We start from the raw sequence: 15,075 nt of genomic DNA, 5'->3' as shown, positions 1-15,075 counted from the left end.
GTTCAGAGTTTCGCGAAGAGACGGCCGAGCCGTTGTGCTTCATCTGCCAGCCCCCAGGGCGGGTTCAGCACGAACATACCCGAACCGATCATGCCGTGGCCTTCGCGCGCGGGCGGAAAGCGAACCTCGGAGATCAGCGCCTCGGGGTGGCTGGCGCGCAGGTTGCGCACCATGGCGCGCTGTGCCTCGCTTGCCGCGACGCTCGGGGCCAGGATCGGATACCAGAGCGCGATGACACCCACGTTCCATTTGCGCGCGACCTGGCCGATCAGCCTGGGGATCGCCTCGTAGTCGGATTTTACCTCCCAGGAGGGGTCGATCAGCATGACACCGCGGCGCGGGGTGGGCGGGGCCAGTGCTAGCGCCATTTGCAGCCCGTCCTTCTGGTGAAAGACGCCGCCATGGGGCTCCATCGCGCTGCGCAGGGCCGCGAATTCCTGCGGGTGCAGCTCGCACAGCTGGATCGAGTCGATCGGGCGCAGCAGGGTGGCGGCCAGCAGGGGCGACCCGGGATAGGCGCGCGCACCATGCGCGGCGCGGACCGCCGCGAGGGCGCGGGCATAGGGGTGATCGGGGGCGAACCAGTTCAGACGCGCGATCCGCTCGATGCCCTGCGCGGCCTCGCCGGTCTTGACGGCCTCGGCCGCGTCGAGCGCGTAAAGCCCGCGGCCGGAATGCGTCTCAAGGTAGCTTAGCGGTTTGTCCTTGCGCTTCATGTAATCAAGCATTGCCGCCATCAGTGCGTGCTTGTGGACGTCGGCCAGATTCCCGGCGTGGTAGCTGTGTTGATAGGAAAGCATGGCACCCCCTTTGCCCCCTGATGCCCCGCGGGCTCGCGACAGGCAAGCCGCAAAAGAAAAACGGCGGGCCCAGGGAGGAGGAGGGGCCCGCCGTCTACTTTCCGAACAGCCCAGGGAGGAGGACGGGCCGTCGGTATTCAGGCGCACCCTCAGGGAGGAGGAAGAGGGCGGCGCCGCACCCGGGTCCAAGGAGGAGGAAGGACCCGGTATTCTTGTGGCGGCGCCCCAGGGAGGAGGAGGGGCGCCGCCCAAACGATCGGCCCAGGGAGGAGGAAGGGCCTTTCGTGTCTCTGCCCCGCAGGGCGTATTTCGTGCCGCTGAGAAAGTACGGCGGCCCCAGGGAGGAGGAGGGGGCCGCCGTCTTCTCTACAAAGGCCCAGGGAGGAGGACGGGCCTTCGCATCGGCGTCCGGCATGACCGTCTGGTCTGTGGCCGGTATTTCAGGCGGCACCCGAGGGAGGAGTGGGTGCCGCCAAGTTCCGAGGCCCAGGGAGGAGGAGGGGCCTCTGGAAACGTGTTACTTGCCGTAGGCCGCTTCCATCGCGATGCGGGTGATCATGGAGCGATGAATGCCCAGATCGTCCAGCTCGCGGCTCGAAAGGCCTTTGAGTTCGCGCAGGGTCTGGCGATAAACCTTGCGGCGTGCAAGAGCCTCGGAGAGCCCAGAGAACAGGCGAGCCACGCCCGTTTCCATGATCCGAATGTCCTGTGCCAGTGCCATCTTCTGCTAACCTTCTAGATATCGTTCTGCGGTCCTGTGCCGCTGTTGGGATCAAGATGGCGCTAATGCTGCAGGTGCACAATGGCTGGCGGGATCAATGCTGCCATGCAGAAAATGCATGACCCTTATTGCTCTATTTTCCGACAAATCTTCGCTTCACCCTGCGTCAAATTGCGCATTTTGTTTGCATTAATTACCGCACCCCCTTGCGGCGCGCGGCAAAAACGCCACAGTCCCCGCGAAATCGACAGGAGAAAATTATGTCCCTGAGCAAGGAATCGGTCCTCAAAGCGCTTCGAGGTGTGGCAATGCCCTCTGGTGGCGACCCGGTGTCGCGCGATCTGGTGCGTGCGCTTGCGGTGCAGGGGGGAATCGTCCGCTTCGTTCTCGAGGGCGCGTCCGAGGCCGAGCTTGCCGCCGCAAAGCCCGTGATCGAGGCCGCCGTGCGATCGCTTGAGGGGGTCGAGAGTGTCACGGTCGTGGTTCCCTCCGGTCCCGCAAAGGGGATGGGCGCGGGCCCCAAGATCGGTCAGCATCCGACGCCGCAGGCCGGACCGCAGGCCGTCGAGGGGGTGCGCCATGTCATCGCCGTCGGCTCGGGCAAGGGCGGGGTTGGCAAATCGACCGTCTCGTCGAACCTCGCGGTCGCGCTTGCGCGCGCGGGCAAGCGCGTGGGCCTTCTGGACGCCGATATTTACGGGCCAAGCCAACCGCGGATGATGGGGGTGAACAAGCGTCCGGCCTCGCCCGATGGCAAGACGATCCTGCCGCTTCAGGCCCACGGGGTCGTGGTCATGTCGATCGGACTGATGCTGAAAGAGGACGAGGCCGTGATCTGGCGCGGCCCGATGCTGATGGGCGCGTTGCAGCAGATGCTGGGGCAGGTGGCCTGGGATCACTACGGCCCGCTTGATGTGCTGATCATCGACCTGCCGCCGGGCACGGGCGATATCCAGCTGACGCTGTGCCAGAAGACGCGGCTTGACGGGGCGATCGTTGTCTCGACCCCGCAGGACGTGGCGCTGCTGGATGCCAAGAAGGCGCTGGATATGTTCCGCCGCCTCGGCACGCCGGTCATCGGCCTGATCGAGAACATGTCGACCTATGTCTGCCCCAATTGCGGCCATGAGGCGCATCTGTTCGGCCATGGCGGTGTCCCTGCCGAGGCCGAGCGTCTGGGGCTGCCCTACTTGGGCGAGCTGCCGCTTGATCTCGAAGTGCGCCTTGCCGGGGATGCCGGCCAGCCCGTCGCGACGGGCGAGGGCGCGGCGTCGGAGGCTTACGCCGGGATCGCGCGCAAGCTGATCGAGGCAGGCGCGGTCTGAGTCAATTGCCATACGGATAACGAAGGGCGCCTTTTCGGCGCCCTTTTCCATTTCGGTCGTCATGCGGTATGGGAATTCATGGAATCTGACCGCTATTAGTCCGCGATCACGCCGAATCACTCCACCGTGATCGCGGAGGGGAGCCGATTTCGGTCCTTGTTTTGCTGGACCTATCGGCATTCCGGAGATCTTTCTGGGATTTCGTGGGGCTCGCGGCGTTTTCGGCGTCGGATCTATATATAGCGCAAACTGCTGCGTCTGAATCCTACATGATGCGAATCGTCTGCCGGTATTGACCACTACCTGTTGATCTTCTGTTATCCGTAATGGCAGATATTCCGTCGGGTGGGGAAAATTCCTGTTGCTTCCCATGATTTCCCATGGCATCCCTTGTACATCGGAGGCGAGGTTAAGAGGCAACAAGACCTCACGGCGAAAAGACCGGGTTTCATACAGGCACCCGCTTCACGAACTAAGGATCCGGCGCGCGAGCGAGCAGACATCCCCCCAGGTGGCGCGCGCAGTCGGACATACCCAGAGATGGGACGAGGGCGGCGGATCGGGCAGTGGCAGCAGCCCGATCCGCCGTTTTCCTATGCGGCACCAAGGGGGAACGGGACAGGAGAGCGCCAGCTTTGGCACGGCGGTTCAGAGGTTCGGAGACTTTCAAGGTGGACGCGAAGGGTCGCGTTTCCATCCCGGCCTCCTTCCGCCGCGTGATCGAGGCGGGTGACCCCGACTGGCAGCCCGGCGCACGCCCGCAGATCGTCATTGTTTACGGCGGGGCCGAGCGAAAGTTCCTCGAAGTCTTTACCATGGAAGCGATCTATGAGATCGACGAGCAGATCGACGCGATGCAGCGCGGCTCGGTCGAGCGCGCCGAGATCGAAGAGTTGATGTACGCCCAGTCCCACCAGACCGATATCGACGGCGACGGCCGCCTCGTGCTGCCGCAAAAGCTGCGCGAGAAGATCGGCCTGAAGGCAGAGGCGTTCTTTGCCTCGGCGGGGACCTCGTTCAAGATCTGGGATCCCGAGGCCTACGAGGCCGAGCAGAATGCACTGGCCTCCGAGCGTGCCTCGGATCGGCCCGAAAGATATGACCCGCTGGTCAACCTGCCAAAGATCGGGGGCGCCTGATGTCCGACGCCGACCGACCCCATATTCCAGTTCTTCTGCGGCCGCTCCTCAAAGCGGTCGCGCCTGTCTCTGGGCTATGGCTTGACGGCACCTTCGGCGCGGGCGGCTATACGCGCGGCCTGCTGGAGGCCGGGGCCGAACGGGTCATCGGCGTGGACCGCGATCCTTCGGTTTTCGACATGGCAGAAAGCTGGCGCGGGCAATACGGCGAGCGGCTGATCCTTGTGGAAGGGACCTTTTCGGCGCTTGACGAATACGCCGAGGAAATCTCGGAAGGGCAGGGGCTTGACGGCGTCGTGCTCGATCTGGGCGTGTCCTCGATGCAGCTTGATCAGGCCGAGCGCGGCTTTTCCTTCATGCAGGATGGCCCGCTCGATATGCGCATGTCGGCCGAGGGTGCGACGGCAGCGGATCTGGTGAATACCGCCTCGGAAGAAGAACTGGCCGATATTCTCTATCACTACGGCGAAGAACGCGCCTCGCGCCGGATCGCGCGGGCGATTGGCGAGGCGCGCAAGGTGAAGCCGTTCGAGACCACGCGCGAGCTGGTCGCGGTGATCGAACGCTGTCTGCCGCGCCCCAAGCCGGGCCAGAGCCATCCCGCGACGCGCTCGTTCCAGGCGATCCGCATCGCGGTGAATGATGAATTCGGCCAGCTGATCGAGGGGCTGGAGGCTGCTGAACGCGCGCTCAAGCCCGGCGGGTTGCTGGCGGTGGTGACCTTCCATTCGCTCGAAGACCGTGTGGTCAAACGTTTCTTCCTGGCGCGCTCGGGCCGGGCAGCGCAGGGGTCGCGCTATGCGCCGATCCAGGCCGCCGAGAGCCCCGCCTTCGAGCTGGTGACCCGCAAGTCGGTCGGTCCCGACGATGAGGAGCTGGCCGACAACCCGCGCGCCCGCTCGGCCAAGTTGCGGGTCGCGCGCCGCACCGATGCTCCGGCCGGGCAGGCAGATCGTGCCTCGCTCGGGCTGCCCGCCCCCGTCCTTCGCCCCCAAGGTTCCAAAGGAAGATCCAGATGAGGAACTTTATTTACCTTGCCACCGCGCTGAGCGTGATGGGCCTGGCCTTCTGGGCCTACCGGGTGAATTACGAAACTCAGGATCTGCAAGGCGAGCTGCGCGCGCTGAACCGCGAGATCGCCTCGCTGCACGAAGGGCTAAGCGTGCTGCGCGCCGAATGGGCCTATCTGAACCGCCCCGACCGGCTGCGCGAGCTTGTCGATCTGAACTTCGAGCGTCTGCAACTGTTGCCTCTTTCGCCCGAGCAATTCGGCTCGGTCGCGCAGGTCGCCTATCCGCTGCCGCCCGAAGAGCCGGTCTCCGAGCCGATTGACGTCATCGCAAGCACCCAGGCCCTGGAGGCAGCCGAATGATCCGCACGCCCCTGCGTCCTCTGGCCCGCATCCTCGACGCCCGTGCGAAGGGCGAGAACCCCGACGCGATCGAGCGCGAGAACATCCGCCTGCGCGGCGAGGCCACGCGCGACAAGGCGCGGATGCGCGCCGAGGGCCGCCTGCTGATGATGGGCGTGATGTTCCTGTGCGCCTTCATGACGGTTGGCGTGCGCATGGGCGTTCTGGCCAATACCGAGCCGCAAGAGCCTCAGTTGTCCGAGAGCGGCGCGCCGATTCTGGCGCAGCGTGCCGATATCACCGACCGCGCCGGGCGCCTGCTGGCCACCAACCTTGTGACCCACGCGCTTTACGCGCAGCCGCCGATGCTGGTCGATCCCGAGCGGTCCGCCGACAAACTGGTCGAGATTTTCCCCGATCTGGATCGCGAGCGGCTGGTGCGCGACTTCACCGGTGCGCGCAAGTTCGTCTGGATCAAGAAGAAAATCTCGCCCGAGCAGATGCAGGCGGTGCATGATATCGGCGATCCGGGGCTTCTGTTCGGCCCGCGCGAGATGCGTCTTTATCCCAATGGCGCGATTGCCTCGCATATTCTGGGCGGCGCGCGTTTCGGCGCCGAGGGCGTGAGTTCCGCCGAGATCGTCGGTGTCGCCGGGGTCGAGAAGGCCTTCGACGTCTGGCTGCGCAACCCAGAGAACAACGGTGCGCCGCTGCAATTGACCATCGACCTCACGCTTCAGTCGGCGATCGAGGAGATCCTTGACGGCGGCATGAAGCTGATGAACGCCAAGGGCGCGACGGCGATCCTGATGGAGGTCAAGACCGGTGAAGTGCTGGCGATGGCCAGCCTGCCGGACTTCGACCCGAATGATCGTCCGGCCCCCCTGACCAAGGGCGATGCCTCGGATAGCCCGCTGTTCAACCGCGCGGTGCAGGGCGTCTATGAGCTTGGCTCGACCTTCAAGATCTTTGCGGTGGCGCAGGCGATGGAACTGGGCCTCGTGAACCCCGAAACCAAGGTTCCGACCAAGACCCCGCTGGTCTATGGCCGCCACCGCATCCGCGATTTCCACAATTACGGGCCCGAGAACTCGGTGACCGACGTGATCGTGAAATCCTCGAACGTCGGCACGGCGCGGATCGTGCAGATGATCGGCGGCGAGCGTCAGCGCGAATTCCTTGAACGCATGGGCTTCCTTGAGCCTACCGCGGTCGAACTGGTCGAGGCGCCGACGGGCCGCCCCATCGTGCCGCAAAAATGGCCCGAGATCACGGCAATGACCATCGGCTACGGCCACGGGCTTTCGGCCTCGCCGCTGCATCTGGCCTCGGCCTATGCGACGATTGCCAATGGCGGTCTGCGCGTGACCCCGACGCTGATCCGAGGCGCGGCGAAAGGGCCGGGCGAGCGGGTGATGAGCGCCGATGTAGCGCAGAAATCGCTGGCGATGATGCGGGCGGTGGTGACGCGCGGGACGGCCTCATTCGGCGATGTGAAGGGCTATCAGGTCGCGGGCAAGACCGGCACCGCTGACAAGGCCAAGCCCACGGGCGGCTATTACAAGGACAAGGTGATTGCCACCTTCGCCTCGGTCTTCCCCGTCACCGATCCAAAATATGTGCTGGTGCTGACGCTTGATGAGCCCTCGGAAAATGCAGGCTCCGAGCCGCGCCGCACCGCGGGCTGGACCGCCGTTCCGGTTGCCGCCGAGGTCATCCGCCGCGTTGCGCCCCTGCTGGGTCTGCGCCCGCAGGAAGGCCCGACCGAGCTTGCCGGCATCCAGCTTGTGAAGAAAGACTGAGCGCGCGCCCCGGCGGCCGTTTCCCGCCGCCGCGGTCGGGCTGCGTTGACGCGCGGGGCCGCTCCACGATAAATGGCGGGAGCGATAACGGGGGCACATGATATGGGTAACGGGGCGAAGCCGCTGAGCGAATTGGGGCTGACCGTGCTGCATGGGGCGGATGTCGCCGTGACGGGGCTGTCGGTCGATAGCCGCCTGACCAAGGCCGGGCATCTTTTCGCAGCACTACCGGGCACCAAGGTGCATGGGGCAAGCTTCGTGCCTGCCGCGCTCGAGCGCGGCGCCATTGCCATCCTGACCGACCGCGAAGGCGCCGAGATCGCGCGCGAGGCCACCAGTGGCCACGACGTCGCGCTGGTGGTGGTCGAGGATCCGCGTCAGGCGCTGGCCTTCGCTTCGGCGCTTTTCTTCGGGGCGCAACCGGCGACGGTCGTTGCAGTCACGGGCACCAATGGCAAGACCAGCGTCGCGACCTTCACGCGCCAGATATGGACGCTGTTGGACTTCGAGGCCGCCAATATCGGCACGACCGGCGTCGAGGGCGCCTTCACCGCGCCAAGCGCCCATACAACGCCCGAGCCCATCACCCTGCACCGGCTGCTTTCGCAGATGGAGGCCGCTGGCATGACCCATGCGGCGATGGAGGCCAGCTCGCACGGGTTGGTGCAAAAGCGGCTGGACGGGGTGCGCCTCTCGGCGGCGGCCTTCACGAATTTCACGCAAGATCACCTCGATTACCACGCTACGTTTGATGAGTATTTTGCCGCCAAGGCGGGGCTGTTCACCCGCGTCCTGCCCGAGGATGGAGTGGCGGTGATCAACACTGACGATCCCAAGGGCGAGGAGCTGGTGAAGTATGCCCGCGTGCGCGGCCAGCGCGTGATCCGCATCGGCCATGACGAACGCTGCGAGATGCGCCTGCTCGGGCAGCGTTACGATGCGACCGGGCAGGATCTGCGCTTCTCATGGGAGGGGACGGTGCATCTGGCGCGCCTGCCGCTGATCGGCGGTTTCCAGGCGATGAACGTCCTGACCGCCGCCGCGCTCGCCATCGGCTGCGGGGCCGAGGCCAGCGCGGTCTTCGGAACCCTGCCCAAGTTACAGACGGTGCGGGGGCGGATGCAACTTGCCGCCACGCGCGACAATGGCGCGGCGGTCTTCGTCGATTACGCCCACACGCCGGACGCGGTCGAGACCGCGATCAAGGCGCTGCGCCCCCATGTTATGGGCCATCTGGTGGCCATCGTCGGCGCGGGCGGCGACCGGGACCGCACCAAGCGCCCGCTGATGGGGCGCGCGGCGGCGCTGAACGCCGATAAGGTTCTGGTAACCGACGACAACCCGCGCACCGAAGACCCCGCCCTGATCCGCGCCGCGGTGATGGAAGGCGCCGGCGACGAGGCGCAAGAGGTTGGCGACCGCGCCGAGGCGATCCTGCGCGGGGTGGATATGCTTGGGCCGGGCGATGCGCTGCTGATTTGCGGCAAGGGCCATGAAACCGGGCAGATCATCGGCACCGATATCTACCCCTTTGACGATGCCGAGCAGGCAAGCGTGGCCGTGGCCGCGCTGGATGGGAAGATCTGAGATGGCTGTATTGTGGACCTCTGCCGACGCGGCCCAAGCCACCGGAGGGCGCGCCACGCGCGCCTTCGCAGCCACCGGGATCTCGATCGACACGCGCTCGATCCGGCCGGGCGATCTGTTCGTGGCGCTCAAGGACGTGCGCGACGGGCATGATTTCGTTGCCGATGCGCTGGCGAAAGGCGCCGCCGCCGCACTGGTTTCGCGCCTCCCCGAGGGCTGCACGGAGGCCGATCCGCTGCTGATCGTTCCCGACGTGCTGGCCGCGCTTGAGGATCTGGGCCGCGCCGCCCGCGCCCGAACGCGCGCGCGCGTGCTGGCGGTGACTGGCTCGGTCGGCAAGACCTCGACCAAAGAGATGCTGCGCGCGGTTCTGACCTCGCAGGGTAAGGTTCACGCCGCTGAGGCAAGCTTCAACAACCATTGGGGTGTGCCGATCACACTTGCGCGGATGCCGCAGGATGCCGATTTCGCGGTAATCGAGATCGGAATGAACCACCCCGGCGAGATCGCGCCGCTGGCGCGCCTGGCGCGCCCCCATGCGGCCCTGATCACGACGGTCGCGCCCGCCCATCTGGAGGCCTTCGACAGCGTCGAGGGCATCGCGCGGGAAAAGGCCGCGATCTTCGAAGGGCTGGAGCCGGACGGAGTCGCGGTGATCCCCACCGGCCTTGGCGTGACGCCGATCCTGCGCGTCGCCGCCGAGACGCGCGCCGCGCGCACCATCACCTTCGGGCCCGAGGAGGGCTCAGACTATCGCCTGATCTCGGCGCAGATTGCGGGCGATGCGACCATCGTGCGCGCCGAGGCGGCGGGCCAGCCGATGCTGTTCAAAGTGATGACGCCGGGCAAGCATTTTGCAACGAACGCTCTTGGCGTGATTGCGCTGGCCGAGGCGGTCGGTGCCGATCAGGCCGTTCTGACCTGCGACATCGGCCTGTGGGAGCCTCCCGCCGGGCGCGGCGCGCGCGAGCGCGTTTATATGGATATCGTGGATGAGACGCAGAGCTTTGACCTCTTCGACGATGCCTTCAACGCCAACCCGGCGTCGATGGCGGCGGGGCTTGAGGTTCTGGCGGGTGCGCAGCCGCGCGACGGGGTGGGGCGCGTGGCACGTGGCCGCCGCGTGGCGGTGCTGGGCGACATGCTCGAACTCGGCCCGGACGAGGCCGCCCTCCATGCCGAGATCGCGACTCTGGCCGCGATGAGGTCTGTCGATACGGTGCATCTGGCCGGTCCACGTATGCGTGCGCTCTATGAGGCGCTGCCTCGCGCCAAACGTGGCGAGTGGCACGAGACCGCCAAAGACCTGGCCGCGCGGGCCGCGCATCTGGTCGATGCGGGTGACGTCGTACTTGTGAAGGGCTCCAAGGGCTCGAAGGTCAGTCTGGTGGTTGACGCGCTCAAGAAACTGGGTCAACCCGGCGCCGCCGAAGCACATAAAGGGAAAGAGTAATGCTGTATTGGTTGGCCAACCTGTCGGACGGGGGCGATGTGTTCAACCTGTTTCGCTACATTACCTTCCGCGCGGGGGCGGCGTTCTTCACCGCGCTGATTTTTGGCTTTCTCTTTGGCCGGCCGCTGATCGACATCCTGCGCCGCAAGCAGGGCAAGGGGCAACCGATCCGCTCGGACGGGCCGCAGACCCATTTCGCCAAGGCTGGAACACCCACCATGGGCGGACTTCTGATCCTCTCGGCGATGCTCTTCTCGACGCTCCTCTGGGCGCGGCTGGATAACGGCTACATCTGGATCACGCTTGGCGTGACATATGGCTATGCGCTGATCGGTTTTGCCGATGACTACGCCAAGGTGACCAAGCAGAACGTCAAGGGCGTCAGCTCGCGCACCAGGATGCTGCTTGGCCTCGCTCTGGCTGCCGTGGCGGCGGTCGCGGCCTCGTGGCTGCACCCGGCGGACCTGTCGAACCGCCTCGCGCTGCCGATCTTCAAAGACGTGCTGATCAACCTGAGCTATTTCTTCATCCCCTTTGGCATGGTCGTCATCGTGGGCGCCGCCAACGCGGTCAACCTGACCGATGGGCTCGACGGCCTCGCGATTATGCCCGCGATGATCGCGGCGGGCACCCTTGGCGCCATCGCCTATGTCGTCGGCCGCGTTGACTTCACCAACTATCTCGGCGTCCATTTCGTGCCCGGCACGGGTGAGCTTCTGGTCTTCACCGCCGCCCTCATCGGCGGGGGGCTGGGTTTCCTGTGGTATAACGCCCCCCCGGCTGCGGTTTTCATGGGCGACACCGGCTCGCTCGCGCTTGGCGGCGCGCTTGGCGCCATCGCCGTCTGCACCAAGCACGAGCTTGTTCTCGCCATCGTCGGCGGCCTCTTCGTGGTCGAGGCGCTGAGCGTCATCATCCAGGTCGCCTATTTCAAACGCACCGGCAAGCGCGTCTTCCTGATGGCGCCGATCCACCACCACTTCGAGAAGAAAGGCTGGGCCGAGCCGCAGATCGTCATCCGCTTCTGGATCATCTCGCTCATCCTTGCGCTGATCGGCCTCGCCACGCTCAAGATCCGCTGAGGGGCCTTCCCCTTTCGGCTTTGCTCAAATATCCCGGGGGTGCGGGGGCAGCGCCCCCGCGCGCAGTTCAGGGGGCATCATGATATCGGTTCAGGGCTACGAGGGTCACAAGGTCGCCGTTCTGGGGCTGGGTCGCTCCGGTCTTGCCACGGCCGCCGCGCTGCAAGCCGGTGGGGCAACCCCGCTCTTGTGGGATGACAGCCCGGAATCGCGCGCCCGCGCCGAGGCTGCCGGATGGACCTGCCATGACCTGAACCGCGCCGATGCTTGGGAAGGCGTCTCTGCGCTGATCGTCTCGCCCGGTATCCCCCATCTTTACCCCGCGCCCAACAAGCTGATCGCCCGTGCCATGGCCGAGGGGGTTCCGGTCGATAACGATATCGGCCTTTTCTTCCGCTCCTGGGCCACGCGCGACTGGGACAATTTTGACATCGCTCCGCGCACGGTCTGCGTGACCGGCTCGAACGGCAAATCGACGACGACGGCGCTGATCCACCACATCCTCGCCCAGGCCGGTCGCCCGACGCAGATGGCGGGCAATATCGGGCGGGGCGTGCTCGACATCGACCCCGCCGAGGATGGCGAGGTCGTGGTGCTCGAACTCTCGAGCTATCAGACCGATCTGGCCCGGGCGCTGACGCCCGACATCGCGGTCTTCACCAATCTCTCGCCCGACCATCTTGACCGCCACGGCGGAATGGGGGGCTATTTCGCGGCCAAGCGGCGTCTGTTCGCCGAGGGTGGGCCGGACCGCGCCATCATCGGCGTGGATGAGCCAGAGGGCGTCTTCCTCGCCAACCAGATCGCCGTCGCGCGCGAGGATGACCGGGTGATCCGCGTCTCGGCGGCGCGCAGACTGGGCGATTTCGGCTGGTCGGTCTTTGCCCGCAAGGGGTTCCTTAGCGAGTGGCGCAAGGGGCGGCAGGTGGCCTCGATCGACCTGCGCGAGGTGCGCGGGCTGCCCGGTGCGCATAATCACCAGAATGCCTGCGCGGCCTATGCGGCCTGCCGCTCGCTCGGCCTTGCGCCGCGCCAGATCGAAGAGGCCTTCCACAGCTTCGGCGGGCTGCCGCACCGCTCGCAGACGATCGCCGAAAAGGCCGGGGTGCGGTTTGTGAACGACTCCAAGGCCACCAATGTCGATAGCGCCGCGAAGGCGTTGCAGGCCTTCCAGAACATCCGCTGGATCGCGGGCGGGCTTGGGAAAGAGGGCGGGGTGGCCAGCCTGCGCGCCTTCCTCGGTTCGGTGAAGAAAGCCTATTTCATCGGCCATTCGGGCCGCGATTTCGCACTGGAACTGGGCGAAATCCCGCATGAGATCTGCGAGACGATGGAGCGCGCCGTTGCCCGCGCCGCCGAAGAGGCCGAGGGCGGCGATACCGTGCTCTTGGCCCCCGCCGCAGCCAGCTTTGACCAATACCCGAATTTCGAGAAACGCGGCGAGCATTTCACGCAGCTCGTGCAGGCGCTGCCGGGCTGAGGCAGCTCTACTGCAGGCCCGCGCCGGTTTCCTTGAGCAACTCGGCCGAGGCACGTAGCGCGGCGGCCTCGCTTTCGGTCAGTTCCGGCATCAGCGTGGTCAGGATACCCGCGCGCCCCACGATGCGCGGCAGGCTGAGGGCCACGTCGGCCACCCCCTCGACCTCGGGCGTGACGATCGAGACCGACAGGACCGTGCGCTGATCGTCGCGGATCGCCTGCACGATGCGCGCAAGCCCCGCGCCGATACCATACCAGGTCGCGCCCTTGCCCTCGATGATCCGATAGGCCGCGCGGCGCACGCTCGCGTCGATCTGCGCACGGATCTCGCCGGTGATCGGCGCGCCGACCTGCACCGCAAAGCGCGCGATGGGCTCTGACCCCGCGCGGGCCGCTGACCAGGCCAGAACCTCGGAATCTCCATGTTCGCCAAGCACATAGGCGTGGACGGATTGCGGCGCGATGCCCAGATGCGTGCCCAGAAGGCTGCGAAAGCGCGCGGTGTCTAGGATCGTGCCCGAGCCGATGACGCGTTCGCGCGGCAGGCCCGATGCGCGTAGCGCGACCTCGGTCATGATGTCGACCGGGTTTGAGGCGATCAGCAGGATCGCATCGGGGGCATCGCGACGGACCTGCGCGATGACCTCGGAGAACACCTCGGCATTGCGCGACAGTAGGCTCAGGCGGCTTTCTCCGGGTTTCTGCGCGACGCCCGCCGCCAGAATCACCACGCCCGCGCCCTCAAGCTCTTCGTAGCCGCCCGCGCGGACGACGCAGGCATGGGCGAAGGGCACCGCATGGGCGATGTCCTCGGCCTGAGCGATGGCCAGCTTCTTGTTGTGATCGACCAGCACGATCTCGCTCGCGCCGCCGCGCAGCGCCAGCGCATAGCCCGCGGCCGACCCGACCATGCCCGTTCCGACGATCCCGACCTTCATCGCACCCCTCCCGTTTGCGCTACCATGCCATGCGGATAAAGGGCCGAAAACCCTCATCTCCAAACGCTCGGACAGACACTTCACCTTCGCGCGAGTGACCCAATGCCTGCGGGCGAAACCCTGCCGTTCGGCCCATGTTCCCCTATGCAGCGGCAGCACTTTGGGCTAAGCTTCCACGCAGACCCGGAAAACGGGCAGTTCAGAGGCAGCGACGGCGGTAAAGCCATGACAGAGATGGTGTTTGGCACCGTGCCCGTTCGGGCCGGTGAGCCTGTTCTTCCCCGGTGGTGGCGGACGATCGACAAGTGGTCGCTCTCGGCCATTCTGGTGCTTTTCGGCATCGGGATGCTTCTGGGGCTGGCGGCCTCGGTGCCGCTGGCGGACAAGAACGGGCTTGAGCCCTTCTACTACGTCAAGCGCCAAGCCTTCTTCGGTATCGTGGCGCTTGGCGTTGCGGGGCTGGTCTCGATGATGAGCCCGACGCAAGTGCGCCGCCTAGGCGTGATCGGCTTTGCTGGGGCCTTCATGGCGATCCTGCTGCTGCCGGTCTTCGGGACGGATTTCGGAAAAGGCGCGGTGCGCTGGTTCTCGTTCGGGTTCGCCTCGGTGCAGCCGTCCGAGTTTCTCAAGCCCGCTTTCGTTGTGATCGCCGCATGGTTCATGGCGGCAGCGCATGAGGTGGGCGGACCTCCGGGGCGGTTCTACTCGTTCATCCTTACCGCGATCATCGTGATCGCGCTCGCGCTGCAACCCGACTTCGGACAGGCCTCGCTGATCCTGTTTTCCTGGATGGTGATGTATTTCGTGGGCGGCGCGCCCATCGTGCTTCTGACCGCCATCGGTGGGCTGACCGCTGCGGGTGGCGTGCTGGCCTATAACACCTCCGAGCATTTCGCGCGCCGGATCAACGGCTTTCTCTCAACCGAGATCGACCCGCGCACCCAGATCGGCTATGCGACCAACGCAATTCAAGAAGGTGGCTTCTTCGGCGTGGGCGTGGGCGAGGGCACGGTGAAATGGTCGCTGCCCGATGCGCATACCGACTTCATCATCGCGGTTGCCGCCGAGGAATACGGCCTGGTTCTGGTACTCTGCATCATCGCGCTTTACGCGACGGTGGTGGTGCGCTCGCTCCTGCGCTTAATGAAAGAACGCGACCCCTTCACCCGCCTTGCCGGGGCAGGGCTGGCGTGTGCCTTCGGTGTGCAGGCGCTGATCAACATGGGCGTTGCCGTGCGTCTGCTGCCCGCCAAGGGGATGACGCTGCCCTTCGTCAGCTACGGCGGCTCGTCGGTGATTGCCTCGGGGATCGCGGTGGGGATGCTGCTTGCGCTGACGCGGAGCCGCCCGCAGGGCGAGATCTCCGACATTCTGGCCCGCCGCAAACACTGAGAGGTC

The 15,075-nt window shown here is 65.8% G+C and carries 13 protein-coding genes; 10 read left to right on the top strand and 3 right to left on the bottom strand.

The genetic code is table 11. The annotated features are described in order from the left end of the window. Positions 1-2 precede the first annotated feature (2 nt). Positions 3-800, bottom strand: coding sequence for a 23S rRNA (adenine(2030)-N(6))-methyltransferase RlmJ (gene rlmJ, locus LZA78_RS14120; protein ID WP_233677562.1), 798 nt, complete (start codon positions 798-800; stop codon positions 3-5). 517 nt (positions 801-1,317) lie between these two features. Then, the gene (locus tag LZA78_RS14115) at positions 1,318-1,521 is read right to left on the bottom strand and encodes a DUF1127 domain-containing protein (protein WP_233677561.1); all 204 of its coding nucleotides are present in this window, start codon (positions 1,519-1,521) and stop codon (positions 1,318-1,320) included. Between the two features lie 260 nt (positions 1,522-1,781). On the opposite strand from LZA78_RS14115, the gene LZA78_RS14110 reads away from it, so the two are divergent. From LZA78_RS14110 to murD, 9 genes are all read left to right on the top strand, one after another. Beyond that, positions 1,782-2,846, top strand: a complete 1,065-nt coding sequence (locus tag LZA78_RS14110; RefSeq protein ID WP_233677560.1) for an Mrp/NBP35 family ATP-binding protein — start codon at positions 1,782-1,784, stop codon at positions 2,844-2,846. A gap of 635 nt (positions 2,847-3,481) precedes the next feature. Further along, positions 3,482-3,985 carry a division/cell wall cluster transcriptional repressor MraZ gene (mraZ, locus tag LZA78_RS14105; protein ID WP_255697495.1) on the top strand — a complete coding sequence of 168 codons (504 nt, stop codon included), beginning with the start codon at positions 3,482-3,484 and terminating at the stop codon, positions 3,983-3,985. Then, a complete protein-coding gene (gene rsmH, locus LZA78_RS14100; RefSeq protein WP_233677558.1) occupies positions 3,985-5,004 on the top strand; it encodes a 16S rRNA (cytosine(1402)-N(4))-methyltransferase RsmH in 1,020 nt (339 codons plus the stop codon). Before mraZ ends, rsmH begins: the two co-directional genes overlap by 1 nt. Next, the gene (ftsL, locus tag LZA78_RS14095; RefSeq protein WP_218630720.1) at positions 5,001-5,357 is read left to right on the top strand and encodes a cell division protein FtsL; all 357 of its coding nucleotides are present in this window, start codon (positions 5,001-5,003) and stop codon (positions 5,355-5,357) included. The genes rsmH and ftsL overlap by 4 nt, the downstream gene beginning before the upstream one ends. Further along, a complete protein-coding gene (locus LZA78_RS14090; RefSeq protein WP_233677557.1) occupies positions 5,354-7,138 on the top strand; it encodes a peptidoglycan D,D-transpeptidase FtsI family protein in 1,785 nt (594 codons plus the stop codon). The genes ftsL and LZA78_RS14090 overlap by 4 nt, the downstream gene beginning before the upstream one ends. Before the next feature lie 102 nt (positions 7,139-7,240). After that, positions 7,241-8,725, top strand: coding sequence for a UDP-N-acetylmuramoyl-L-alanyl-D-glutamate--2,6-diaminopimelate ligase (locus LZA78_RS14085; protein WP_233677556.1), 1,485 nt, complete (start codon positions 7,241-7,243; stop codon positions 8,723-8,725). Position 8,726: 1 nt separating this feature from the next. Further along, positions 8,727-10,178, top strand: coding sequence for a UDP-N-acetylmuramoyl-tripeptide--D-alanyl-D-alanine ligase (locus LZA78_RS14080; protein WP_233677555.1), 1,452 nt, complete (start codon positions 8,727-8,729; stop codon positions 10,176-10,178). Beyond that, entirely contained in the window at positions 10,178-11,260 is a 1,083-nt protein-coding gene (gene mraY / locus LZA78_RS14075) for a phospho-N-acetylmuramoyl-pentapeptide-transferase (protein WP_233677554.1), read from the top strand. The genes LZA78_RS14080 and mraY overlap by 1 nt, the downstream gene beginning before the upstream one ends. A gap of 79 nt (positions 11,261-11,339) precedes the next feature. Next, positions 11,340-12,740, top strand: coding sequence for a UDP-N-acetylmuramoyl-L-alanine--D-glutamate ligase (murD, locus tag LZA78_RS14070; RefSeq protein ID WP_233677553.1), 1,401 nt, complete (start codon positions 11,340-11,342; stop codon positions 12,738-12,740). 7 nt (positions 12,741-12,747) lie between these two features. On the opposite strand, the gene LZA78_RS14065 is transcribed toward murD, so the two are convergent. After that, on the bottom strand, positions 12,748-13,677 hold the full coding sequence (locus LZA78_RS14065; protein ID WP_233677552.1) for an L-lactate dehydrogenase: 930 nt from the start codon (positions 13,675-13,677) through the stop codon (positions 12,748-12,750). Between the two features lie 225 nt (positions 13,678-13,902). On the opposite strand from LZA78_RS14065, the gene LZA78_RS14060 reads away from it, so the two are divergent. Further along, on the top strand, positions 13,903-15,069 hold the full coding sequence (locus LZA78_RS14060) for a peptidoglycan glycosyltransferase FtsW (RefSeq protein ID WP_233677551.1): 1,167 nt from the start codon (positions 13,903-13,905) through the stop codon (positions 15,067-15,069). Positions 15,070-15,075 lie beyond the last annotated feature (6 nt).

The organism is Rhodobacter flavimaris (assembly GCF_021378075.1).
Taxonomy (GTDB): Bacteria; Pseudomonadota; Alphaproteobacteria; order Rhodobacterales; family Rhodobacteraceae; genus Rhodobacter; species Rhodobacter flavimaris.
The sequence above is the reverse complement of the archived record's forward strand: the minus strand, read 5'-3'. Positions and strand labels throughout refer to the sequence as shown.